This is a genomic window from Haloactinopolyspora sp. (assembly GCF_027324685.1).
Taxonomy (GTDB): domain Bacteria; phylum Actinomycetota; class Actinomycetes; order Jiangellales; family Jiangellaceae; genus Haloactinopolyspora.
Genome location: NZ_DAHVSH010000140.1, coordinates 1 through 22,269 on the forward strand (window position 1 = coordinate 1; position 22,269 = coordinate 22,269).

Sequence of the window (22,269 nt, forward strand, 5' to 3'; positions counted from 1 at the left end):
CCGACACCAAACGCGCCTTGGCATCGGTAGCGCGGACCGTCGTGGTCGCCGCCGACGGCTCCAAGTTCGAGGCGCGCGCGCCGATCCGGTTCAGGGGCGCCGAGGGAATCTCCGACGTTGTCACCGACGAACGGGCACCGGACGACACGCTGGCGGCGCTGGATGCGGCCGGCGTCCGCATCGTCCGTGCACCCAGCACCAACGCTGCCGACGTCGCGAGCGAACCGTCCTGACCACCCGGCGCTCCGTCGTACGTCGATCATGCCGTCGAAAAATGATTTCGCCGCGCATCCACCGTTGACCGATCATGTCCGGATGACCTCTCGCATCTCGCACACGAGCATGGACTGCGCCAACGCTTACGAACTGTCCGAGTGGTGGAAGCAGGTCCTGGGTTACATCGATGTCCCAGGAGATCCGAACGAACCTGGCCACGACGAATGCATGATCCAGACGTCCGACGGCTCCGACTACCGGCTGTTCATCGAGGTGCCGGAGCCGAAACAGGCGAAGAACCGCATCCACTTCGACCTGCGGCCGACCGACCGTACCCAGGCCGAGGAGGTCGAGCGGTTGCTGAGCATCGGCGCCACACAGGTGGCCGACCATCGCGGCATCTACGGCCCCGGCAGCGGCTGGGTGACCCTCGCTGACCCGGAGGGCAACGAGTTCTGCATTCTGAAGAGCGACGCCGAGCGGCAACAGTCCTGACGGCGAGGCGCGCCCGGTTCAGGACAGTCGGGCGGCCATGTCCGCACCCACCTCGGCGAGCAATTCCAGCGAGCGCAGCCGCTCGTCGAGAGTGGGGCTTTGGGCGACGACGATGAGCTCGTCGGCGTCGGCGTGACCGACGAACCAGTCGAGGTAGTCGCGCACCTGCTCAGGTGTACCGACCGCGGAGTAGCGCACCATCTGCAGCACCTGGCCGCCGGCCGGTGACTCCAAGACCGCGTCCGCCTCTTCCGGGGTGAACGACCGCCCGCGACCCAGCAGTTGCTGGACACGTCGGCGCTTGGCGGCCTGGAACTGGGCCTGGGCTTGCTCCTCGGTGTCGGCGACGATGACGTTCACGCCAGCGATGACGTACGGCTCAGGGGCCTGGGCGGAGGCGGTGAACTCACGCCGATACGCGGCCACGGCGTCTTGCAGGGCGTTCGGGGCGAAGTGGGAAGCGAACGAGTACGGCAGCCCCAGGGCGGCGGCGAGCTTCGCGCCGAACAGCGACGAGCCGAGGATGTACAGCGGGACGTTCGTTCCCTGACCGGGAATGGCCTGGACGCCCGGGATGCGAGTTTCGGTCAGGTAGCCCTGGAGCTCCAGAACGTCCTGCGGGAACGTGTCGGCCGCCGACGGGTCGCGGCGCAGCGCCCGTACCGTCGTCTGGTCGGTGCCGGGAGCTCGGCCCAGCCCGAGGTCGATCCGGCCCGGATGCAGAGTCTCCAGCGTGCCGAACTGTTCAGCGATGATCAGCGGCGCATGGTTGGGCAGCATGATCCCGCCGGCGCCGAGTCGGATGGACGACGTGTGGGCCGCGACGTGGGCGATCAGCACGCTGGTCGCCGACGAGGCGATGGTCGGCATGTTGTGATGCTCGGCGTACCAGATGCGCCGGTAGCCCCATCGCTCAGCGTGCTGTGCGACCGTCACGCTGGCGTCGAAGGCCGTCCTCGGCGTCATCCCCTCCTCGATCTGTGCGAGATCCAGAATCGACAGAGGAACCGTCACGGGTGCCGCCTTTCGTCACGACGCGAGCGGGCCTTCGGTTCGTGGCCCGCCCTGCTCGCGCCAACCGCGTCGCCGTACGGCCTATTCCCGGTGCGCTGAGCTTCAGAAGATCTCCAGCGCCGACGGCGCACGCCGCCAGCCGAAGGCGGCCGACACGGTCGGCACGGCGCCCGTCGTGTGCTCGGTGACCAGCCCGGTGGCGGCCAATGTCGTCAGCGACACACCACCCAGGTACACCGACCCCAGCTCGGCCACGTCGAGGCTGAGATCCGGCTCGGCGTCACTGGCCTGGCAGCTCGCGGATTCGGTGTCGCCGACGAGCCGCCACCGGCCGGCATTCCCGGCCAGCCGCTCGTCGGACACCTCGATCACCACGTCCACCGGAACCGCGTAACGGCGGGCGGCCAGCGCCCCGGGCACGTCGACGATGCGCACCCACAACGCCGGCGAAAGCGACGCCCCCAGACCGTCGGGGTTGGTGACCATGTGCGGCAGTGGATCGTCGACCGCACCGAACCGGTACGTCACCTTGCGGGCGAGATCGATGGACAGCAGATAGCGCCACAGGGCCGCGTGCGCCTCCGGCGTCGCGCTGACGACCTCGGTGACCTGGACCGTCCCGGTCGGCCCGTTCGACCCCCACCCGCCCTGGGTGCGGTACCGCGCATACCCGTCGACCCGGCCGTCGTGCTCGTACAGCACCGCGTTCTCGGCCGACATGCCGTGGCGCCCGCTCGGTGCATCGGCGGTCATGAACTCCCATTTCTTGGTGGAGCGGCTGGACAACCCCGGCGCGTCCGGCCGGATGCGGTCGAGCACGCCAGCCAGTTCCGCGACAGCCTCCTTCGGTACCGCCTGCCGCAACCGGGCGGAGGCCGGCAAGCCACCCGGAACAGCGGTCTCACGAACGTCGACGTCGTAGCCCACCGCCCAGGACGCCAACCCGTAGCCGTACCGGCCGTAGATGGCTCCCTCGCTGGCCCACAGCACGGCGATCGGTTCGCTGCCCTGCTCACGCACGGCGTTCAGCTGTGTGGTCATGATCGACGACAGCAGACCGCGGCGACGATGGGTCGACGCCACGGCCACGCCGGTGACATGGGCGGCCGGGACGACAGCACCGGGAACGGTGAGATCGCGGGTGCGTACGGCACCCGTCGCGACCGGGACGCCCGCGTCGTCGATGACGTGAGCGCGCTCCGGTTCGAAAAGCGGACGGTGGCGTTCGAAATCGACGGTCTCGGTGTCGGAGAGGAAGGCTCTGGCGATCAGGGTGCCGATGGGCTCGAAATCGGCGTCGGTAGCGATACGTGGCTCGAGTGACCTGCTCATCGGTGTCGTGTATACCCGTTCCGGGCTGTGTAGAGCCAGGCATTTTCCCGCAGCCGAGTTGACCTCGAGTGCGGTTGATGATGAACCATCTGCCCCATGACCACCAGCGTTGCGGCGCCGTCGCCGAAATTGTTCAGCCGCGCCAACCTGCCGCTGGCTTTCGGCGCCGTGGCGCTCGTCACGTTGACGGCCTTCGAGAACCGCGCGGTGGGCACAGCGCTGCCGACCCTGGTGCAGGAGTTCGACGCCGTCGGCGCATTCGGGGTGGCGAACGCGGCGCCCATCGCGGCGTTCGTGGTGTCGTTGGCGATCACCGGGCTGTGGGCGGATCGAGCCGGGCCCGTGCCACCGCTGCGGGCCGGCGTCGTGGGGTTCGGGCTCGGCCAGCTGCTGGTCGGGACCGCGACCGGCATGCCCATGATCGTCGCCGGCCGGCTGCTCAGTGGCCTCGCCGAGGGGCTGGTGGACGTCGGGTTGATGGTGCTGATCGCCCGAACATTGCCCGAGGTGTTGCGCCCGCGGATGTTCTCGTTGTTCGCCGCGGCCTGGGTCCTGCCGTCAGTGCTCGGGCCGCTGGTCACGGGCCTCGTCACCGAATTCGCGGGCTGGCGGTGGGTGTTCCTGGGTGCTCTGGTGTTGTTGGTCCCGACGTGGCTGCTGATCCAGCCTGCGCTCCGGCTCGTTCGTCCGGACGGCGCGACCGGGCCGGATCGGCCGGGGCGGGTGCGCTCGGTCGTGCCTTGGGCGGTGACGGCCGCGGCCGCCGTGTTCGGGCTGACGCTGGTCGGTGAGCACATCGAGGCCGACCCGGTGCCGGCGGTGTTGGTCATCATGGTCTGCGCTGCGGCTGCGGCCGTCAGCGCCAGACGTCTGCTGCCCGCCGGAACATTCCGCTGGCGGCGCGGATTGCCGAGTGTAGTGGTGATGCGCGGCGTCACCGGAGCGGCGTTCGCCGGGGCCGGGTCGTGGTTGCCGCTGCTGTTGACCCTGGTGCACGGCTACGGACCGTCCCGGGCCGGAGTCAGTCTGTCGATCACGGGCGTGACATGGGCGTTCGGTTCCTGGCTCCAAGGTCGGGAGCACCGATTCACCCGCGTGGCCGTACTGCGCTGCGGCCTGACGTTCATCATGGCCGGCCTCGTGTTGACCTCCGCGCTGGCGTGGACGAGTTGGCCGGTGCCGGTGGGCCTGGCCGGGTGGGCGGTCGCCGGCGTCGGGATGGGGCTGAGCTCGCCGACCCTGTCGGTGCTGGTGTTGGAGCACTCCGACGAGACGAACCAGGGGCGCAACAGCAGTGCGGCCCAGTTGGCCGGTTCACTGAGCATCGCCACGACCATGGCTGTCTCCGGCACAGCTATCGCTCTGGCCGCGCCCGATCCGGGTCGGCTGGTCTTCGGTGGCATCCTCACCGCCTGCACGGTCGTCGCGTTCGTGGGCGTGTTGGGTGCTGGACGAGTGCAGGCACAGGCTGAGGAGGGTGATCATGAGTCAGTGGCGGCCCGATGACGCTGTGGGCGCCTCATGATCTCCGGACGATGCCGGTCAGGTGCTGGTCGTGCGCGTGAACGTGAGGTGCGTGACGCCGCTGGGTGACGAGACCGCCTCGACGTCATAGTCGCTCTCGAGTCCTTCGAGCCCGTCCCACAGGCGTACCCCTCGGCCGAGCAGGATCGGGACGACCACGACGTGCATATGGTCGATCAGCCCCGCGGCCAGGAATTCGCGCAGGGTGGTGACACCTCCGCCGATCCGCACGTCGTTGCCGTCGGCGCCTTCGCGCGCGATCGCGAGCGCTTCGGCCGGGGTCGCGTCGATGAAGTGGAAGGTCGTGCCACCCTCCATCTCCACCGACGGGCGAGGGTGATGGGTGAGGACGTACACCGGCGTGTGGAAGGGCGGGTTGGGGCCCCACCAACCCGTCCAATCCGGGTCCTCGTGCCATCCCGGCGGGCCGAACTTCCCCGCGCCCATGATCTCGGCGCCGATCCCGGTTGCGAACGTCCGCGCGAAGGCGTCGTCGATGCCACCGGTCCCGCCGGCCGGTCCGCCGGTCGTTCCGTCGTCCGCACCGAAGCGACTACGACCCCACCGGGTGGCGAACATCCACTCGTGCAGCCGCTCACCGGCATGGCCGAACGGCGCATCGCGGGTCTGCACGTCACCGGTGCCGAAACCGTCCAGCGAGATGGAGAACATCTACACGACAGCGAGAGACATGGTCGAATCCCTTCGTCGACAACGCCGGATCACACATCGACTGGTCGGTGGGACTGCCCTGCTGTTTCGTCCAAACTATCCGCGCTCGTACCGGTTCGGAGCGCGATCGTATAGCAAACTGGCGACGATGATGCAGATCAAGCCAGCTGACGATGCCGCCGCGGCCGGGTGGCTGCTGTGCGCCGACGTCGACTGGTGGGACCTTGTTCGCTACGGCCCGCCCGGCTTCGACGCCTACGTGCGCATCGCCTTCGACCCTGACGGGAACCAAGAGCACTCGCGCGTCCGCCAGGCGCTGCGGATGCTCAGCGAGCACACCTCGACACCGGACCACGGCTACGCGGCGATCTGGGAGGGCTGGGGCGGGCAGCCCAATCCGACGGCACCGGTCGTGCCGATCCCGCATCGCACCATGCTGCTGTTCACCGGCCCGGTCGAGATCCTCAGCGACACGCCGTCGTTGGCCTGGTACGGCTACCCCGGGCAGGGCGCGGAACCGCACCTCGTGTGGCCACGAGATCAGGCATGGTGTCTGGCCTGCGAGGTCGACGAGGAGATCGAATTCTCGGTGGGCTGCTCAGGCGCTGCGTCCCAGGCACTGGCCGAGTCCCTGCCCGGCGCGGTCCGGCGGGTCTATTACGGCGAACCGGCGCCGTTGTACGACGAATCCGACTGAGGCCGCCTGCGTCACCGGTGCTGACCTGGCGGGCCCGGGGCGTTCAGGTTCAACCGCAACCCCACGAGTCGGATGGCGAAACACACCACGGCCGCTCCGACTGCGATCGACACACCCTCGAACCCGAAGCCGTACGCTCCGGCCACGATCGTCGCAGCGACCAGCGCAGGGATCGCATACAGCCCGCTGTGCAGCACGGTCGGCACCTGCCGGACCATGACGTCACGCACGGTGCCGCCCCCGACGGCGGTGATCGTGCCGAGGATGATCGCCTGACCGACGCCCAGCCCGAAGTCGAGGCCCTTGCTGGCCCCGGTGACCGCGAACAGGCTCAGGCCGGCGGCGTCGAAGATGAGGATCGGTGTGATCAACCGGTCCAGCCACCGGCTCAACGCATACGCGAGCAATCCTCCACCTGCTGCCACGACGAGGTATCGCCAGTCGTTGAACGTGGCTGGCGGCAGATCGTCGATCAGGACGTCGCGGATCATTCCGCCGCCCAGCCCGGTGATCATGCCGAGTGTGACGACGCCGACGATGTCGAGGCGTGTGACCCGGATGGCGGTGAGCGCCCCGTTGAGTGCGAAGGCGAGAGTGCCGACCAGATCCAAGATGAGCAACACCGGATTGTCCGACGGCATGCGTATTGGTGTACCGCACGACCTCGTCGCGGGCTCACCCCGGGTCCTGCTCGCAGGACCTAGGGCTGGGGGTCAAGACCTGGAGCTGGGGATCAAGACCTAGGGCTGGAGATCATGAGCCCTCCGCGGCGCTCTAGCGCCGTGAACGACTCATGATCTGGGGCGGTGCGGCATCGAGTCGCGCAGATAAGACGTGAGGCGGGTCGCGAGCTCCTTCGGATGACTGAGCGCGACCGCGTGACCGCCGTCGATCTCGTCCGGCGTGACGCCGAGCCGCTCCTTCGCCACGCGGCGCTGGAAGTCCGCCGGGAAGAACCGGTCGTCTCTGCCGATGAGGACCTTGGTCGCGACGTCGGGCCAGGCAGCGAGCGGCCAGGGCTCGTTCCATTCGCCGCTGACCTGTTCGCGCTCGTGTGCCGAGGCCTGCGCGACGACATCGGCCGGCACGCCATTGAAGAACTGCTCCTCAACGCTGAGCTCCGGCATGTCGGGATGCTCCACGTTGGTCCACCAGTCGGCCGGCTTCTCTCCCAGGGCGGGAATCATCGCGCACAGCAACACCAGCAGCCGCACGGGCAGCATCTCGACGATCAGCGGCGCGGTGAATCCGCCGTACGAGTGACCGACCACCACCAGGTCGTCGCGGCGGCTGCCGATCGCCTGCACGATGGCGTCGCGGAACTCGGTGAACCCCGCAGACGCGTCCTCGATGGGCAAATCCGGCGCGACGACGTCGTGGCCTGACGCGGCCAGCTCCGGTATCAGGCGATGCCAATCCCAGGCGCTTCCTCCGCCGCCGTGAACAAGAACGAACGTGGCCATGCGAACAGCTTTCCTGGGCCGAACGCTCTCAGCAATGCCGGGGCCGACCGACGCCTCGTCACCGTGGCGCAGTCCGCGCGCGTTTTCGCCATGCGTCGCCAGTCCGATTGCCGGCGTGGATCATTCCGACGGTGAGCCAGCCCAACCCGAAACCGATACTGCCGGCGACGGGATGTGGGGGTATCTCTGCCATCGACGTCCAGGCGACACCATGGCCATCGCGATTGTCCCGATGCCGATGGCGATTCGCGGAGAGCCTGGGAAAGGCGAGGGGTTGACGCCCCGCCGGTACCTCGGCTTCGCGCTGTCTACGGCCTTGGCGGTCAGTCCAGTTTGATGCGGTGCTCGGTGAACGCTGTCGAGGTGCAGACGGTAGGTGGTATGGCCGCGTTCGGCCGCACGGACCGCCCCTGCGACGATGTCGGCGACCCAGAGGAGTGGCTGCGTCGACGGGAAGGCGTGATCGACACGGATTGCGTGACCAATCGCGTGCTGGGCACGGAACGCTCGCACCGCACCGATGTCCCTGGCGTCCGCCGGATTGCCCCGTGACTCCAGCCAGACTTGTTCGACGCCGGCGGCTTCCAAATGGAACAGCAGGGAGCGAAGGCACTGCCGCTGGGCGCGTTCCTGTTTCACCATCGGCGCCCCGATCACGACGACATGCAGGGTGGCGCAAGTGGAGACGAGCTGGACGGCTCTGATCCGGTCGCTGTGCTCCTCGTCTTTCCAATGGAACCGTCGCCCGCGGCGCGCGAGTGCACTGATTGCGTCGCGGACGTCCTCGCTCCCGTCCTCGTCGAGCGTGGCAGCGGCCAGGACGTAGGTGCCGAAGGCATCGTCAATCGACTCATCGACGTAGGCGGACCAGGTCACGACGGTGCCGTCACCAACACTCGGAGGTTGACCTTGCCGCGGAGTGCTTATAGGTCGTCAACACGCGGGCGTAGCTGATTAGGATCTCCAACCGGCGGGCAAGCGCCGACACGAGCAGATCACCCGACTCAGGAGATGTCGTCATTCGGTAGATCCTGTCAGCAAGCCCCGACATCCAGTGCTGCGAGGCAGGCGGTGTTGACGAAGTATCTGAGGCTTGTCTACAAGCCCTACATCGACGTCAGCCAGGCGGACCGCGACCGCGTGCGGACCATGCAGGCCGAGGCAGCTGCCCTCGACCAGGACGAGACCAGAAGCGAGACACCGTGACCGACACGCATGCTGCCGAGACGCTGCGCCGCCGCGGCATTCCGCACGAACTCGAACACGTGCGGGTCCGGCACGACGAACCCCTCCCGTCTCTGCCCAGCTGGACTGAGTACGAGCAGATCCTGTCCGCGGATGACGAATGAAGATCTTCGGAGACTGGGCGACGTGGGACGACGCCGAAGCGGCGCTTCGTAACCGACTCACCGACCACGAACTCGACCGACTCACGGCTGCCTACACATTCGCTGCCGAGCGGCATGCCGGGCAGACTCGCCCGGCCGGCGAGCCCTACGTCCGGCACCTGCTCGAGACCGCCGAGATCCTCGCCACCGAACTCGACGTCACCGACCCGGACTTGCTCGCCGCGGCCCTGCTGCACGACGTCGTCGAAGACACCCCCACCACTCAGGCCGAGATCGCTGACCGCTTCGGCGCCCGCGTCGCCGAACTCGTCGGTCACGTCACCAAGGCTCCACCGGCCCAAGGAGAAGGCCGCGCCGACGCGCGACACCACTACCTCAGCGGCCTGCGCGACCTACCGCCCGACGCGCTTCGGCTGAAGCTCGCTGACCGCTACAGCAACGTCCAGCGCCTGCACACCCACCCCCGGCCGGCCAAGCAGCGCGCCTACTACGCAGAGACTCGCCGCTATCTCGTCCCGCTGGCCCTGGTGGACGCCCGTCTCGAGGCTCTGTTCGCCGCATGGGAGCGCACGTACCAGCACCTCGGCGCGGACACTGTCGACGGTGCCTGATTCCTCAGCCGACGACGGTCATGCCTCGAGGCCCTCGCCCAGGCGCGCATGAACCTCGGCCGCCACGGTGTAGGAATCACCGACCGGATGGTCCGGGTATCGCTCACGGCCACGTGCCCAGGCGTCCTCGACGGCGAACCAATCGATGACCTCCGGCGGCTGACCACTGATCAGCGAGCGCTCCACCGTAGCGAAGTAGCGTCGCCAGCGCATCGCGTAGAAGTCCTGGACCAGGCCGGCCAGTTCTCTGTTGGCGTAGTCGTGCAACTCCTCGCTTGCCGCGCGCGGGCCCCACGTCGTCAAGATCGAGCGAGCATCGTGCTCCAACCGGGCCGCTTCCTCCTCGTCCGCCGCTGCGGCCCAGGCGTCGGCGAGCCAACGGCCGAGCAGAAAATGCGGCGATGTCGCCACTAGGCGGTCGAGCAGTTGCATGTCGTCAAGCCAGGTGGCCGCGAGGCTCCGGAAACGGGCTAGATCGCCGTTCTCGACCGCGGCGCGGATCGCCGGCAGAAGCATCCATGAGCGGTTCGTCAGGGACTGGCGCGCCACGTCCACCAGGTCGAATCGGTAGGCCGAGGTGCCACGAAGATCGGCGTCGACCTGGAGGAGTTCACCCAGCGCCGCGGCGAAAGCCGTGAGGTCGTAGCGGGGTGCCGGCGGCGACCAGGTCGCGACGTTGGCCGCATCGAGCGTGGGCCGGGCGAGGAACGGGCTGTCCTGTGGTTCGCTCCAACCGTCCGCCGGCAGGTCGTAGGCGGTTCGACGCAAGATCTCCCAGGCTCTGGCCGCGTGCGGATCGGCTCCGCCGTACCGACGGTGGGCATAGGCGGCGAACCACTCGGCGTGATCCATGCGGTCGTCATGCCACGCAAGCTCGGTGAAGAGCGTGAAAGCGGCAGGGTTGGTGCCGGTGCCTTCGGGCATGTAGGCGATGCCGTCCAGCGATCGGCCATCGCGCCATCGGGGGAACCGCGAGACCCAGACGCCGGTGTTGGCTCCCATGGTCGTGTGGCCGCCGAAGTTGGGGATCGTGCCGAAACAGTAGTGGACGCCGTTCCACTGCGCGTCGCGGTCCAAGCCGGGGTGCCGATCAGCAACACCGTCGACGATGAGCAGGCCGTCGGCTGCCTCCAGCAGCTCGCGTACCGGATTGTCCAGCCAGCCCAAGACCACCCACGTCGCGCCTGGACGAGCCTTGCGCAGGGCCGCCTGCACGCGCCGGACGGCATCACCCAGCGGTACGTCGCCACTGGTGCCGCCCTCGTGCAGAAGATCCATCTTGACCATGGACGTCTCGCCGAACAGCTCGATCTGGTGCCGGTAGAACGCCTCGGCCGCCCGCTCGAACATGGGATCGCGGGGATCGAGCCAGTCGGGACGTTGGAACCCGACCCAAGAACCCTGCGTTATCACCCTGGCCTCGGATGCGAAACCGGGTGGCACCGTGCCGAAGTAGCCCGGCAGCACCGGTGTCATCCCCAGCGACCGGAGCCGCGACACGATGCGCTGCGCCAGCTCGACCCGGCTCTCCAGCAGTTCGGGCGAGACCGGCCCGGTGTAGCCGGACATGTTCTGCAACAGCCACCACGGCTGATGACCGGGCGACGGCATCCACGCGCGGAGGTCCTCGTCGGCACAGCCGAGCTCGACGAACGCGCGCCGGTACACCTCCTCGGTACCGACCGTCACCAGCACCTCGTTGATGCCGTGCAGGGCAAGCAGGTCGAGGTGGCGCTCCCACGTGCGCCAGTCACGGTACGGCCCGGAGTATCCGTCGTCGGTGTCGTTGAGGGCGAAGCGGTGTCGTACGACGGCTTCGCGAACGATGAGCGGGGACGCCGGGAGGTGGCGTGGCAGGCGGTTCAGGCTGTCGCCCGGCCAACCGACGCTGACGCCGACCACTCTGGTGAGATACCAGTGGACCCCGGTCAGCAGCACGCTGGGCGAGGTGCCCGTGATCGTCGTCCCCTCGATCCGGAACGAGTCACCGTCGCCCGGCGCTTCGATCAGGCTCAGCTGGTCGTGATGCTCGGGCAGCAGCCGGTGCACCGCTGCGGCCGCGGCATCGCTCACCACGGCAGCCCCCGTAAGTCGATGGGGCTGCCCGCGGGAAATCCGTCCCCGAGGACCATGGGCGGGTGAGACGTCGAGACCATGCGCTCGCCGGTATAGACGTTCGTCATCTCCACCGGACCGGGAACCTCACGCCAGCCGGCGGCTTCGTAGAAGCCGACGACGTGCCGGCCGCAGGTGAGGAAGCCCACCGGTGCGGGCATGACCGCGCGTAGGTGGTGCATCAATTCCCGTCCGAGGCCTCGCCCGCGCTGATCCGGATGGGTGCAGACGTGCCCGACGCCGGCCACGTACACGTCGTGGTCGCCGACGCCGATGCGGCGCCGCTCGATGCCGAGGTGAGCGAGCGGCCGGCCGTCGTCGTCACTGAGCCACAGCCGCCACTGCGGGCGGGCCAGCCACCACGACTGACGTTCGAAGTGGCTCGCGCGCTCCGGGAAGCCGATCGCGAGAAGCTGACGCAGCTGAGCATCCTGCTCCTCGGTGAGGTCGGTCTCGGCGACGAAGGTGGTGATCACAGCTCCCTTTCCGGTTGGCACGGTTCCCATACGCCGGCGGAGGACGACGGGTCGGGGTGGGTCGCGGCATCGCAGACCGGTCGATAGCCGATGTCGTTGGTTGTCGACCACTCGCGAGCGGAGTTGGCGGACACGCCGTGGTAGATCCCGAACCGCACCGGCGTCTCCAGCGCACAGACCACGAGTTGCTGCAGGTCCGCCGGGGCCAGCCACGCTCCGGCGGACTGGCCCGCCTGCGGTGTGGGGGTCGTCGCGCCCAGCCGCAGACAGATGACCGAGTTGCCGTGGCGATGGCTGTGAGCACGGGCGGCGGCCTCGGCGAAAGCCTTCGTGGCGCCGTAGGCACAGCACGGTGCGGGCGGCCAGTGCGGCTCGACCGGGCGGCCCCGGTGCAGCCCCATCACGTGGATCGAACTGGCGAGGACCACCTTCGCCCGGCCTGCAGCGGCGAGAACGTTCGTCACGGCTCGGATGTTGGGACCGATGAGGTCCGCCCACGACGCGTCGGGCTCAGGCACGGCGGCCAGATGGACAACAGCGTCGGCGCCGTCGACGAGCTTGGCCGCGGTGTGGGCATCGGACAGGTCACCATCCACCAGATCACACCCGCGGACGTCGTAGCGCCCGACGAGTCCCGGGAGGAGTTGACCGGCCACTTGACCGGATCCTCCGGTGATGAGGACCTTCACGCCTACTCCTCCCGAACCCGACATCCTGACCCTGCCACAGTGACCATCAGGTCGGCAACAGTTTCAGTCAAGTTTCCAGAAGATTGCAGAAACCAGTTGACCCGGATGACCGGCGGCTCCATCGTTAGGGCACCCCAACCGCCTCACCAAGGAGGTAGTCCATGCGCCGGATCACGCGGGTGGCGAGCGTGCCCGCATTGTTCGTCGCCTTGCTCAGTCAGGTGCCTGCATCCGCGGCCGACGACGTCCAGTACACGGTCACGAACGCAGTGACCCTGCAGGCCGTCGGCCGGGACGCGCAGTCGCCGACCGCGGACCAGCCCATCACGTTCGGAGCGAAGCTGGTGGCTGCTGCGCCAGTGACGTTCGACGTCGCACCCGGCGGCAACCAGGGCGGCAGCGACGAACCGCCGGCCGGCGTGCAGCCCGTGGGTGCCGGGTCCGGTTGGGACCTTCAGTGGTGGGACGAGTTCAACGGCACCGCCGTGGACTGGGGGACGAAGTGGCGGGGGCACTCCAGTGCCCTGGCCGACAACGGCCGTGGCAACAAAGGCAATCAGCAGATGGAGTACAACCTGGATCGCAACTGCACGGAAAGCAACGGCGTCGTGACCATGACCGCCAAGCGCGAGCAGTACACCTCACCGTCCGGTGAGGTGTACGACTGGACGTCGTGCCTGCTGAGCTCGAACGGCTCTGACGGGTTCACCTTCCGGTACGGCTTCATCGAGTCGCGCGCGAAGTTGACCTTCAACGTGGTCGACGCCGACGGTGACCCGGTCTCGGACCAGCGCGGCTTCTGGCCGGCGTTCTGGACCTGGCAGGCCGACGGCGTGAACTCCTGGCAAGAGACCGACGTCTACGAGCAGTACAGCGACAACCCGCGCACGCTCTACCTGACGTCGCACGTCGGTGCCGGCGGCGGGTGTCAGGTGAATCTGGACTTCGACCCGGGTGCGGACTTCCACACCTACGGCGCCGACATCTCCGCGAGCGGCACCAAGTTCTACATCGACGGTGAGCTGGTGTGCGACGTCGCCGGAGCCCCGTCGGAGGACACCTACGTCATCGAAGACCTCTACGTGTACGCGAGGTCGGGCTACCAGCCGGTGGCGCAGACGGCGTCGGCGCAGAAGGCGATCGACTACGTCCGCATCTGGCAGCGCTGACGGTTTGGCGCGGGGCCCGGACGGAGCTTCATGGCTCGGCCCGGGCCCCGACAACGTCGTGCAGCGCGACGCCGGTCACAGGCCGGCCAGGCGCAGGAGTGCAAGGCTCCAGTTGGTGAAGGTCCCATCGAGACGTTTCACCCGCGGCGTTCGCCATGGAACGGGATCGGCGGCGGCTGCTCTCCAGTCCGTGTCGATCCCGAGGCCAGGCCGGTCTCCAGGCACGAGCGCGCCGTTGACGACGCCGGACCCAGGCGGCATCTCCTGCACGCCGAAGTTGGGGCAGGCGAGGTTGAACTGTAGGGCCGCAGCCGCCGAGACCGGCCCGAGCGGGTTGTGCGTGGCGATCTTGACGTGGTGCGTCTCGGCCAGACCGGCGATCTTGCGGGCCTCGGTGATGCCGCCGACGATGCCGAGGTCCACGCGGGCGTAATCGATGAGGTCACCCTCGATCAGGGCCCGGAACTCCCACTTCGAGCTGAGTTGCTCGCCGGCCGCCAGCGGTACGCCCGTACGCAGCCGCAGCATCCGGTAGGCGTCGAGGTTCTCGCAGCGAAGCGGGTCCTCCACGAAGTACGGCCGGGCCGGCTCGAGCTCCCGGCACAGGGTCACTGCCTCGGGCAGGTCCAATCGGGTGTGGGCGTCGATGATGAGCTCGATCTCGTCCCCCACGGCCTCCCGTACGGCATGGAACTGCGTGATGGCCGTACGCATGGCCTGGCGAGGTTCGAGAATCGAGCCGGAGGTGGGGACGACGAGTCGCAGATACCGCCAGCCTTCGGCGACGAGCTGTAGCGAGCTGTCCACGACTGCCTGGGTGTCCGGCCCTTCGGGATGGACGTGCGCGTAGCACGTGACGTGGTCGCGCACCCGGCCGCCGATGAGCTTGTGCACCGGTACGTCGTGCACCTTGCCGAGCAGATCCCACAATGCGATGTCGATCGCGGAGATGACGCAGGTCGTGGATCGGTCGGCCGGGAAGAAATCGCTGCGCGACATCACCTGCGAGAGATGCTCGATGCGGCCGGGATCGGAGCCGATCAGGAGGTCTCGCATCCTGTCCACCACCGCCCGCGACACCTCGGGCGACGTGCGCACGCCGACCTCCCCGACGCCGTAGAGTTCCTCGTCGGTGTCGACCACCACCAGGAGCATGTTTTGTCCCCCGTCTGGGATGACCAGCAGCGACACGTCGGTGATCTGCACCTGCGGCACTCCTTTGACGCGTAAGGCTCAGTGAAGTTTCCGCAACGTTACCAACAGTTTCAGAAAAGTGTTGACTTGAATCCGGGCTTGGTGCAGTCTCTAGCCAACAGAGGGAGGCCAGATGGCGGTGACGATCACCGATGTGGCGGCCGAAGCGGGCGTCTCCAAGGCGACGGTCTCGCGGGTCTTCGGAGCGCCCGATCGGGTGAATGCCGCGACCCGCAGCCGCGTGCTGGAAGTCGCCGAGCGGCTCGGGTACGCGCCTGTTCCGGCACCCAGGTCGAGCCGGACCGGATCCATCGGCTTGATCGTGCCCGACATCGTCAATCCGTTCTTCCCGCCGATGATCAAGGCCGTCCAGCGGCGGGCCGGTTCGCGGAACTACGGCGTGTACCTCGCCGACAGCGACGCGCGGCCCGGTGAAGAGACCGAAGCCGTCGCCATGATGGCGAAACAGGTCGACGGATTGATCTTCTGGTCCTCGCGACTGCCGGGCGAGACGCTGGCGAGCATCGCCGACCGCGTGCCCACGGTCTTCGTCAATCGCGCAGCCCCTGGAGCGCCGGCGGTGGTCGCCTCCAGTGAGGACGGCATGCGGCAGGCGGTCGAGCATCTGTATGCGCTCGGGCACACCCGGTGCGCCTACATCAACGCGCCCCGCACGGTGTGGTCGAACCAACACCGTCGCGCGGCGGTACGTGCCGCATGCAAGAAACTCGGCATGGAGCTGGTGGAGCTCGGCCCGTTCCCCCAATCCATCGAAGGTGGCGTACAGGCGGCCGACCTGGTCGCCGTCCACGGCGTGACAGCGGCCATCGCGAACAACGACATGACCGCAGTCGGGCTGCAGATGCAATTGAGTCATCGCGGTCTGTCGGTGCCGAACGACATCAGCGTGGTCGGCGTCGACGACACGTACCTGGCGGTCGTCACCCGCCCGCAGCTGACCACGGTACGGATCCCGGTCGATGAGATCGGCTCGCTCGCGGTCGACCTGCTCGTGGGCATGTTGCAATCCGCCGACAAGAGCGACATCGGCACGGTCGAGGTCGACACGCAGCTCGTCGTCCGCGACTCCACGGGTCCGGCGCCGACGAGCATCACGTGGCCGACACGAGCGATGCCCAGCCAGGACTGAACCACTTCACCCAGCCGGATCCGCTGGCCGAATGGCCCGCGGCCCCGTCGTGCTGACCGCGTACGCACAGTGACCTGCAGAAACAGGAGATCGCGATGCGAAAGCATGTTCCACTGGTGGCTGCTCTGCTGGCGCTGGGACTCGCGCCGGCCTGGCATGCTCAGGCCATCGAGCCCGCTTCACCGGTGAAAGCGGTACGCACCGGACCGAGCCCCGACAGCGCCGGCGTCGGCATCGCCGTGCCGGCGCGAGACCAACGAGTTTCGCCCCGGCAGGTGCGAGATCTCGCGGTCGCCTTCGTCTATCCACCGGCGGACAACCTGCATGCCGTCCTGGACAAAATGGCCGAGGCGAAGGTGCACCGGGCGCAGATCGTCGCCTCGTGGACCGGGCTGTGCTCCCAGCCCGACGAATGCGACTGGTCGCACCTGGATCACTACTTCGAGGAGGCCGAGCGGCGCGGCATCACGACCGCCGTCCACATCAACTCCACGCCCGACTGGGTGCACCCCGACCTCGTCGACACGGTGCCCAGCTACGACGAGCGCATCTGGTATCCACCGACCAGGACCGCCGAGGAACTCGCGCACTTCGAGAGCTTCGTGACGACCCTGGCCACTCGATACCGCGGCCAGGTGGACAGCTACGAGATCTGGAACGAAGAGAACTGGCGCGACTTCTACAAGCCCGTCGAGGATCCAGCCGACTACGCGAAGTTGCTCCGCGCCGGCTACCTGGCCGTCAAAGGTGCCGATCCAGACGCATCCGTCGTCTTCGGTGGCACGACCCGGATCGACCCCGGCTTCGTCCGTGAGGTCTACGCCGCCCTCCGGACCTACCCGGATGCGCAGCGTCACCGCAACTTCTTCGACGTCATGGGCGCGCATCCCTACACCGACGACCGGCACCCGGACAACCACGACCCGGCCAAGGTGCGCGAGAACGCGGCCGGCGGCGAGTTCGACGACAACTTCCTCGGGATCGACCGCCTGTACTCGGAGATGGTGCGCCAGGGCGATGGTGACAAGCAGATCTACCTGGGCGAGTTCGCCTACTCCGCGGTCCCGACGTGGATGGGTGAGGTGCCCGACGATCGGCGTGCGTTCTACCTGCGCCGGGCCTTCGAGTTGGCAGCACAGCGGCCCTATGTGTCCGGCCTGGCGTGGTTCCTGTGGTCCGAGGACGAGCCGGACGACTCGTGGCACGGCTGGACGCTGCTGGAGTACCCCGCCATCCCCACCCGCTCTTACCAGGAGCTGGCCGAACTGACCGGTGCCGTCCGGCCGGAGCCCAGGCCCCGGCTGCTGCTGGACGACGGCGTCGCGCGGGTGGACCGGGTACCGGGTGAGCTCCAACGGGCTGAGCTCTACCTCGAAGGCGTCCAGGTGGCCTCCGGTACCCGCCTCCCGCTGGCCTTCTCGTCGCCGGAGCCGGGCACCACCCAACTCGCGCAGCTCGTCCTGTACACCCGTGATGGGCGCACGATCCACACCGCGCCGGAGTGGCTCGCCACCGGCCGGCAGGCTACCCAGGTCTCCCATCCCACCGTGCGTGCCACCCGCAACGTGGAGGTGAGCACCGGCGCACCGGCTCGGGGTCCGGTACGGCTGCAGGTCACCTCGTCATCCGGGGAGCACGTCATGACCGTCCCCCTCGGTGTGGGCCGCGGCCGACCCGCCCGGTTCGACGCCGTCGTCGCCGTCGACGAACCCGGCACGTACCGCTTGTCCGTGCATGACGTCCGGGGCCGAACGCTCGCCGACCCCGCCTACCTGGAGGTAATCCCGTGAAATACCGTCACGCGGCCGCCCTGGCCGCAATCGCCCTGGTGGCGACCGCATGCGGGTCGGACTCGGAGTCGAGTGCTCCGGACGCGTCGCCTGCCGCGGAAGCACAAGGCGTAGGGCCGATCACCTTCGCCAACGGCAAGGACTCGAGCGGCGTCCTGCAGGAACTGCTCGACAAGTGGAATGCCGCGCACCCCGACGAGGAGGTGACCCTCGTCGAGTTGCCCGCGCAGGCCGACGGTCAGCGACAGCAGCTCATCCAGAACGCCCAGACCGAGTCCGATGCGTTCGACGTGATCGCGCTCGACGTCGTCTGGACCGCGGAGTTCGCGGCCAACGGCTGGGTGGATGAGCTGCCCGAAGGCGCGTTGCCGACCTCGGACATCGTCCCGTCCCTGGTCGAGGGCACCAAGTACTTCGACAAGATGTATGCAGCGCCCTGGGGTGGCGGCACCGGCTTGCTCTATTACCGGACGGACCTGCTCGACGCGGCCGGCCTGGAGCCGCCGACGACGTGGGACGAGCTCGTCGCCGCCTGCGACGCCGTACTGCAGCTCCCCGAAGCCGAGGGCGTCGACTGTTACGGCGGCCAGTTCAACAAGTACGAAGGGCTGACGGTCAACTTCTCCGAAGCCGTCAATTCCGCCGGCGGCTCCGTCGTCGGCTCCGACGGTCAGCCGACGCTGACGACGCCCGAGGCCAAGGCCGGGCTGGACTTCCTCGTCGACGGATTCGCCTCCGGGCGCATCCCCAAGGAAGCCATCACCTGGGACGAGGAAGCCGGCCGCCGCGCCTTCCAGGCCGGCAAGCTGCTGTTCCACCGCAACTGGTCCTACGTGTACGCCTTGGCCAACGAGACCGACGGGTCCAGCCAGGTCGCGGGGAAGTTCGACATCGCGCCGATCCCCGGAGCGACCGGGTACGGCCACGGGACCATCGGCGCCAACAACCTGGCCATCAGCAGTTTCGCCACGAACAAGAAGACCGCGTTGGACTTCATCACGTGGATCACCAGCCAGGACGTGGCCCAGCACCTGCTGGTCGAGTCGTCACAGACCCCGGCCTACGGCGCGATGTACGACGACCCTGAGCTGATCGACCAGTTCGCCTTCCTGCCGATGCTCAAGGAGGGTCTGCAGAACGCGCAGCCGCGCCCGTCCATCGTGCACTACGGCGACGGCACCGCCGCGATCCAGGAAGAGGTCACTGCCGCCCTCACCGGCGAGAAGTCCGCTGAGCAGGCCCTGTCCGACCTGCAGGACCGCCTCAGCGAGATCGTCGACCAGTAGTGGCCGTACGGGGAGGTCGGGTCGTCGGACCTGACCTCCCCGTCAGGTGGAAAGGACGAACGTGACGATCACCATGGCCGCGCCGAAACGGCGCGCGGTGCGGCTCACCAAGCGAACCGGCGACTCCTGGACGGCCGGTTACATGCTCTTGCCGGCGCTGCTCACACTCGCGCTGGTGGCCGGCTACCCCATCGTCGCCGCGCTCCGGCTCTCTTTCGTCGAGGTGGCCGACCAGATCAACCCGCAGACCGGGATGCTCGAGAAGACCGAGTCGCTCGGGCTGGGCAACTACGTCGGGCTCTTCGTCGGCGATTCCGGCGAGGCCTTCCGCAACGCCTTCATGAACACCACGCTTTTCACCGTCATCGGCGTCGTCGTCGAGACCGCGCTGGGCGTGGCCATGGCGTTGGTGATGAACAAGGCGTTCCGGGCTCGCGCGTTGGTGCGGGTGAGCGTGCTCGTTCCGTGGGCCATCCCGACGGCGATCTCGGGTCTCATGTGGAAGTGGATCTTCGAAAGTGACGGCATCGCCAACACGGTGCTGAACGCGGAGATCATCTGGACCGCGGACAACTCCACGATCTTCGGCTTCATCTCCGCGCCGTTCACCGCTGTGCTCGTCGCGGACATCTGGAAGACCGCGCCGTTCATCGGCCTCATCGTGCTGGCGGGACTCCAGGTCGTGCCGAAGGAGGTCTACGAGGCGGCGAAGGTGGACGGCGCCGGTCCGTTCACCACCTTCTGGCGGATCACGCTGCCGCTGATCAAACCGACCGTGGTCGTCGCCGTGCTGTTCCGCATGCTCGACGCGCTGAAGATGTTCGACCTGCCATTCGTGCTCGTGGGTGCGAACAAGCACTCGGTCGAGACGCTGTCCATGCTCGCCCAGTTCGAGTTGTCCAACGTGCGGTACGGGCCGGCGGCGGCCTACTCGACTGTCCTGTTCGCCTACGTGGCGGTGATCGCGTTCGTCTTCGTCAAGATGCTCGGCGCCGATCTCGTCGGGCGCGGGCTCAAGGGCCGGGGATGACCATGGCGACGACCACGACCACGGCCACGGCCACGGCCAGGCGCTACGGCCGCCTTCTGTCCTACGTCGGCATCGGCGCGATCGTCTTGTACTGCCTGGCGCCCTTCTACTGGATGGTGGTCAGCGGCCTGCGCCGGCCCTCAGACCAGTTCGCGACGACACCCTTTCCGAACCCGATCTCGTTCCAGAACTTCCAGGCCGCCTTCTCGGCGACGAACGGTTTCGCCCGAGCCCTGCTCAACAGTTTCATCGTGGCTGGAACGACGACGGTGTTCACGCTGGCCATCGGCATCACCGCCGCTTACGCGATCGCCCGGCTGGAGTTCCGGTTCAAGAACGTCGTGCTGGCGGTGATCATCGCCACGTCGATGTTTCCGGGCATCTCGCTGCTGGTTCCCCTGCTGCGGCTGTTCGTCTCGCTGGACTGGATCAACACCTACCAGGCGCTGATCGTGCCGTGCATGAGCTTCGCGCTGCCGCTGACGGTGTTCAACCTGACCGCCTTCTTCAAGCAGATGCCCCTCGAGTTGGAGGGCGCAGCGCAAGTCGATGGCTGTACGAAATGGCAGGCGTTCCGGAAGATCATCCTGCCGCTCGCGATGCCCGGGGTGTTCACCAGCGCGATCCTCACGTTCATCGCCGCGTGGAACGAGTTCATCATCGCGCTGTCGGTGACCAACGAGAAGGACATGCGCACTGCTCCCGTCATCACGGCGCTGTTCACCGGCCAGTACAAGTACGACCAGCCGTTCGGTACCCAGATGGCCGCCGGTGTGGCCGTCACGATCCCCCTCGTCATCGGCGTGCTGATCTTCCAGCGACGCATCGTCGATGGCCTGACCGCAGGAGCGTTGAAATGACCCGTGCCCTAGCCGTGTTCGCCCACCCCGACGACGTCGACTTCAACGCCGCGGGAACCATCGCGCAATGGGTCGACGACGGCGTCGAAGTGTCCTACCTCGTCGTCACCCGGGGCGAGGCCGGCGCCGGTGAACCGCGTGATCGAATCCAGCAGCTCCGTGCGGACGAACAGCGCGCGGCGGCGGAAGCGGTCGGCGTGAAGCAGGTCGAGTTCCTGGATGGCTACGCGGACGGCCGGGTGACGGTGACGCTGGACCTGCGCCGCGACATCGCCGCCACCATCCGGCGAGTTCGTCCGCACCGGGTGGTCACGAGCTCGCCGACGCGCACCTGGGGCCTCCGCGACGCCGATCATCCGGATCACGCGGCGGTCGGCGAGGCCACGGCGGGTGCGGTCTATCCGGATGCCATGAATCCGTACGTCCATCCTGACCTGGCTGATCTGGAGCCGTGGTCGGTCTCGGAGGTGTGGTTCAGCGAAAGCCCCGACCCGGACCGCTACGTGGACATCACCGACACCTTCGATCGCAAGCTCGCAGCCCTGGCGGCGCATCGAAGCCAGCCGGAAACCGGCGAACAGCTCAACCGGGACCGTTTCGCCGCCGTTGCCGCCCGCGGCGGCCTGCCCGCCGGCCGATTCGCCGAGGCATTCCGGGTGATCATCCGGTCGTAGCGCGGTGAGAACGTGCTGGGTGGGCGATCATGGGCAGTTTGCGGCGCTGTAGCGCCGTAGACGCCTCATGATCTTGCCTGGACGCGGGTGCTTTCGGCTCGACATGCGAAAGCCCCAGGCTGGTGGGTGGCTGGCCTGGGGCTTTGTGGTGCGCGCCCGAAGGGATTCGAACCCCTAACCTTCTGATCCGTAGGCCGATATGCCGTGTCCAGACGGGTCGATGACCGTCGTCAACTTCTGCTTGAGCTGGGGCTTCGTGTCCTGGCCGACTGTCGACGTCTGCCGCCGTCCACAGTGGGTGTTAGCAACAGCGTTAGCACGACAGCGGTTCCCGAGAGTCTCATGACGCGATGGTCGATGTCCGCCTTGCAAAGGCGAATCAGCGACATCGCTGGTGGCCAGCGACATGGCCGGCGTGCCCGACCTGGCACACGAGGCGCGACAGTGGCCGTGAGTGACCCTC

The 22,269-nt window shown here is 67.8% G+C and carries 23 protein-coding genes and 1 pseudogene; 14 read left to right on the top strand and 10 right to left on the bottom strand.

Going from position 1 to position 22,269, the window contains the following annotated elements; translation table 11 throughout:
- Positions 1 to 233, top strand: a pseudogene (locus tag M6444_RS15455) (hypothetical protein); the annotation flags it as partial.
- Between the two features lie 82 nt (positions 234 to 315).
- Positions 316 to 711, top strand: coding sequence for a VOC family protein (locus M6444_RS15460; RefSeq protein ID WP_298329210.1), 396 nt, complete (start codon positions 316 to 318; stop codon positions 709 to 711).
- An 18-nt stretch (positions 712 to 729) separates the two neighbouring features.
- Here M6444_RS15460 and M6444_RS15465 read toward each other — a convergent pair whose 3' ends face one another.
- Positions 730 to 1,725 (bottom strand): LLM class flavin-dependent oxidoreductase, encoded by a 996-nt coding sequence (locus M6444_RS15465; protein WP_298329213.1) that lies wholly within the window; start codon positions 1,723 to 1,725, stop codon positions 730 to 732.
- A gap of 102 nt (positions 1,726 to 1,827) precedes the next feature.
- A complete protein-coding gene (locus tag M6444_RS15470; RefSeq protein WP_298329215.1) occupies positions 1,828 to 3,057 on the bottom strand; it encodes a GNAT family N-acetyltransferase in 1,230 nt (409 codons plus the stop codon).
- Between the two features lie 96 nt (positions 3,058 to 3,153).
- Here M6444_RS15470 and M6444_RS15475 point away from each other — a divergent pair, with 96 nt between their 5' ends.
- On the top strand, positions 3,154 to 4,563 hold the full coding sequence (locus tag M6444_RS15475; RefSeq protein ID WP_298329217.1) for an MFS transporter: 1,410 nt from the start codon (positions 3,154 to 3,156) through the stop codon (positions 4,561 to 4,563).
- A 36-nt stretch (positions 4,564 to 4,599) separates the two neighbouring features.
- Here M6444_RS15475 and M6444_RS15480 read toward each other — a convergent pair whose 3' ends face one another.
- A complete protein-coding gene (locus tag M6444_RS15480; RefSeq protein ID WP_298329219.1) occupies positions 4,600 to 5,253 on the bottom strand; it encodes a dihydrofolate reductase family protein in 654 nt (217 codons plus the stop codon).
- 148 nt (positions 5,254 to 5,401) lie between these two features.
- Here M6444_RS15480 and M6444_RS15485 point away from each other — a divergent pair, with 148 nt between their 5' ends.
- On the top strand, positions 5,402 to 5,950 hold the full coding sequence (locus M6444_RS15485; protein ID WP_298329221.1) for a hypothetical protein: 549 nt from the start codon (positions 5,402 to 5,404) through the stop codon (positions 5,948 to 5,950).
- Between the two features lie 11 nt (positions 5,951 to 5,961).
- Here the strand turns inward: M6444_RS15485 and M6444_RS15490 are convergent, their stop codons facing one another.
- The 3 genes from M6444_RS15490 to M6444_RS15500 all read right to left on the bottom strand — a co-directional run bounded on the left by M6444_RS15490 (position 5,962) and on the right by M6444_RS15500 (position 8,289).
- Positions 5,962 to 6,591, bottom strand: coding sequence for a trimeric intracellular cation channel family protein (locus M6444_RS15490; protein WP_298329223.1), 630 nt, complete (start codon positions 6,589 to 6,591; stop codon positions 5,962 to 5,964).
- Positions 6,592 to 6,741: 150 nt separating this feature from the next.
- Positions 6,742 to 7,413 carry an alpha/beta hydrolase gene (locus M6444_RS15495; RefSeq protein WP_298329225.1) on the bottom strand — a complete coding sequence of 224 codons (672 nt, stop codon included), beginning with the start codon at positions 7,411 to 7,413 and terminating at the stop codon, positions 6,742 to 6,744.
- Between the two features lie 120 nt (positions 7,414 to 7,533).
- Positions 7,534 to 8,289 carry a hypothetical protein gene (locus M6444_RS15500; protein WP_298329228.1) on the bottom strand — a complete coding sequence of 252 codons (756 nt, stop codon included), beginning with the start codon at positions 8,287 to 8,289 and terminating at the stop codon, positions 7,534 to 7,536.
- A 198-nt stretch (positions 8,290 to 8,487) separates the two neighbouring features.
- Between M6444_RS15500 and M6444_RS15505 the strand changes: the two genes are divergently transcribed.
- Genes M6444_RS15505 through M6444_RS15515 form a run of 3 tightly spaced genes read left to right on the top strand, consistent with a single transcriptional unit; the run spans position 8,488 to position 9,373 of the window.
- Positions 8,488 to 8,619: a hypothetical protein gene (locus M6444_RS15505; protein ID WP_298329231.1), complete on the top strand. Its 132-nt coding sequence runs from the start codon at positions 8,488 to 8,490 to the stop codon at positions 8,617 to 8,619.
- Complete coding sequence (locus M6444_RS15510) at positions 8,616 to 8,762, top strand: hypothetical protein (RefSeq protein ID WP_298329234.1); 147 nt, start codon at positions 8,616 to 8,618, stop codon at positions 8,760 to 8,762. The genes M6444_RS15505 and M6444_RS15510 overlap by 4 nt, the downstream gene beginning before the upstream one ends.
- Positions 8,759 to 9,373 carry an HD domain-containing protein gene (locus tag M6444_RS15515; protein WP_298329236.1) on the top strand — a complete coding sequence of 205 codons (615 nt, stop codon included), beginning with the start codon at positions 8,759 to 8,761 and terminating at the stop codon, positions 9,371 to 9,373. The genes M6444_RS15510 and M6444_RS15515 overlap by 4 nt, the downstream gene beginning before the upstream one ends.
- An 18-nt stretch (positions 9,374 to 9,391) precedes the next feature.
- Here the strand turns inward: M6444_RS15515 and M6444_RS15520 are convergent, their stop codons facing one another.
- Genes M6444_RS15520 through M6444_RS15530 form a run of 3 tightly spaced genes read right to left on the bottom strand, consistent with a single transcriptional unit; the run spans position 9,392 to position 12,653 of the window.
- Positions 9,392 to 11,446, bottom strand: a complete 2,055-nt coding sequence (locus M6444_RS15520) for an alpha-N-acetylglucosaminidase (protein WP_298329239.1) — start codon at positions 11,444 to 11,446, stop codon at positions 9,392 to 9,394.
- A complete protein-coding gene (locus M6444_RS15525; RefSeq protein ID WP_298329242.1) occupies positions 11,443 to 11,964 on the bottom strand; it encodes a GNAT family N-acetyltransferase in 522 nt (173 codons plus the stop codon). Before M6444_RS15525 ends, M6444_RS15520 begins: the two co-directional genes overlap by 4 nt.
- Positions 11,961 to 12,653: an NAD(P)-dependent oxidoreductase gene (locus tag M6444_RS15530; protein WP_298329245.1), complete on the bottom strand. Its 693-nt coding sequence runs from the start codon at positions 12,651 to 12,653 to the stop codon at positions 11,961 to 11,963. Before M6444_RS15530 ends, M6444_RS15525 begins: the two co-directional genes overlap by 4 nt.
- Positions 12,654 to 12,814: 161 nt before the next feature.
- Between M6444_RS15530 and M6444_RS15535 the strand changes: the two genes are divergently transcribed.
- Positions 12,815 to 13,822 carry a glycoside hydrolase family 16 protein gene (locus tag M6444_RS15535; RefSeq protein ID WP_298329247.1) on the top strand — a complete coding sequence of 336 codons (1,008 nt, stop codon included), beginning with the start codon at positions 12,815 to 12,817 and terminating at the stop codon, positions 13,820 to 13,822.
- Between the two features lie 75 nt (positions 13,823 to 13,897).
- Here the strand turns inward: M6444_RS15535 and M6444_RS15540 are convergent, their stop codons facing one another.
- Entirely contained in the window at positions 13,898 to 15,028 is a 1,131-nt protein-coding gene (locus tag M6444_RS15540) for a mandelate racemase/muconate lactonizing enzyme family protein (RefSeq protein WP_298329249.1), read from the bottom strand.
- Positions 15,029 to 15,149: 121 nt separating this feature from the next.
- Here M6444_RS15540 and M6444_RS15545 point away from each other — a divergent pair, with 121 nt between their 5' ends.
- The 6 genes from M6444_RS15545 (at position 15,150) to M6444_RS15570 (ending at position 21,806) form a co-directional block, all read left to right on the top strand.
- Positions 15,150 to 16,166: a LacI family DNA-binding transcriptional regulator gene (locus M6444_RS15545; protein ID WP_298329253.1), complete on the top strand. Its 1,017-nt coding sequence runs from the start codon at positions 15,150 to 15,152 to the stop codon at positions 16,164 to 16,166.
- A gap of 95 nt (positions 16,167 to 16,261) precedes the next feature.
- Complete coding sequence (locus M6444_RS15550; protein ID WP_298329256.1) at positions 16,262 to 17,956, top strand: hypothetical protein; 1,695 nt, start codon at positions 16,262 to 16,264, stop codon at positions 17,954 to 17,956.
- Positions 17,953 to 19,242: an ABC transporter substrate-binding protein gene (locus M6444_RS15555; RefSeq protein WP_298329259.1), complete on the top strand. Its 1,290-nt coding sequence runs from the start codon at positions 17,953 to 17,955 to the stop codon at positions 19,240 to 19,242. Before M6444_RS15550 ends, M6444_RS15555 begins: the two co-directional genes overlap by 4 nt.
- Before the next feature lie 61 nt (positions 19,243 to 19,303).
- Positions 19,304 to 20,272 (top strand): sugar ABC transporter permease, encoded by a 969-nt coding sequence (locus M6444_RS15560; RefSeq protein ID WP_298329261.1) that lies wholly within the window; start codon positions 19,304 to 19,306, stop codon positions 20,270 to 20,272.
- Between the two features lie 2 nt (positions 20,273 to 20,274).
- Positions 20,275 to 21,132: a carbohydrate ABC transporter permease gene (locus M6444_RS15565; protein WP_298329263.1), complete on the top strand. Its 858-nt coding sequence runs from the start codon at positions 20,275 to 20,277 to the stop codon at positions 21,130 to 21,132.
- Complete coding sequence (locus M6444_RS15570) at positions 21,129 to 21,806, top strand: PIG-L deacetylase family protein (protein WP_298329266.1); 678 nt, start codon at positions 21,129 to 21,131, stop codon at positions 21,804 to 21,806. Before M6444_RS15565 ends, M6444_RS15570 begins: the two co-directional genes overlap by 4 nt.
- Positions 21,807 to 22,269: the final 463 nt, after the last annotated feature.

Coding starts and splice junctions, on each gene's coding strand:
- M6444_RS15485 (WP_298329221.1), top strand. CDS start 5,402: ATGATGCAGATCAAGCCAGCTGACGATGCCGCCGCGGCCGGGTGGCTG.
- M6444_RS15490 (WP_298329223.1), bottom strand. CDS start 6,591: ATGCCGTCGGACAATCCGGTGTTGCTCATCTTGGATCTGGTCGGCACT.
- M6444_RS15480 (WP_298329219.1), bottom strand. CDS start 5,253: ATGTTCTCCATCTCGCTGGACGGTTTCGGCACCGGTGACGTGCAGACC.
- M6444_RS15515 (WP_298329236.1), top strand. CDS start 8,759: ATGAAGATCTTCGGAGACTGGGCGACGTGGGACGACGCCGAAGCGGCG.
- M6444_RS15475 (WP_298329217.1), top strand. CDS start 3,154: ATGACCACCAGCGTTGCGGCGCCGTCGCCGAAATTGTTCAGCCGCGCC.
- M6444_RS15545 (WP_298329253.1), top strand. CDS start 15,150: ATGGCGGTGACGATCACCGATGTGGCGGCCGAAGCGGGCGTCTCCAAG.
- M6444_RS15470 (WP_298329215.1), bottom strand. CDS start 3,057: ATGAGCAGGTCACTCGAGCCACGTATCGCTACCGACGCCGATTTCGAG.
- M6444_RS15565 (WP_298329263.1), top strand. CDS start 20,275: ATGGCGACGACCACGACCACGGCCACGGCCACGGCCAGGCGCTACGGC.
- M6444_RS15550 (WP_298329256.1), top strand. CDS start 16,262: ATGCGAAAGCATGTTCCACTGGTGGCTGCTCTGCTGGCGCTGGGACTC.
- M6444_RS15460 (WP_298329210.1), top strand. CDS start 316: ATGACCTCTCGCATCTCGCACACGAGCATGGACTGCGCCAACGCTTAC.
- M6444_RS15535 (WP_298329247.1), top strand. CDS start 12,815: ATGCGCCGGATCACGCGGGTGGCGAGCGTGCCCGCATTGTTCGTCGCC.
- M6444_RS15495 (WP_298329225.1), bottom strand. CDS start 7,413: ATGGCCACGTTCGTTCTTGTTCACGGCGGCGGAGGAAGCGCCTGGGAT.
- M6444_RS15570 (WP_298329266.1), top strand. CDS start 21,129: ATGACCCGTGCCCTAGCCGTGTTCGCCCACCCCGACGACGTCGACTTC.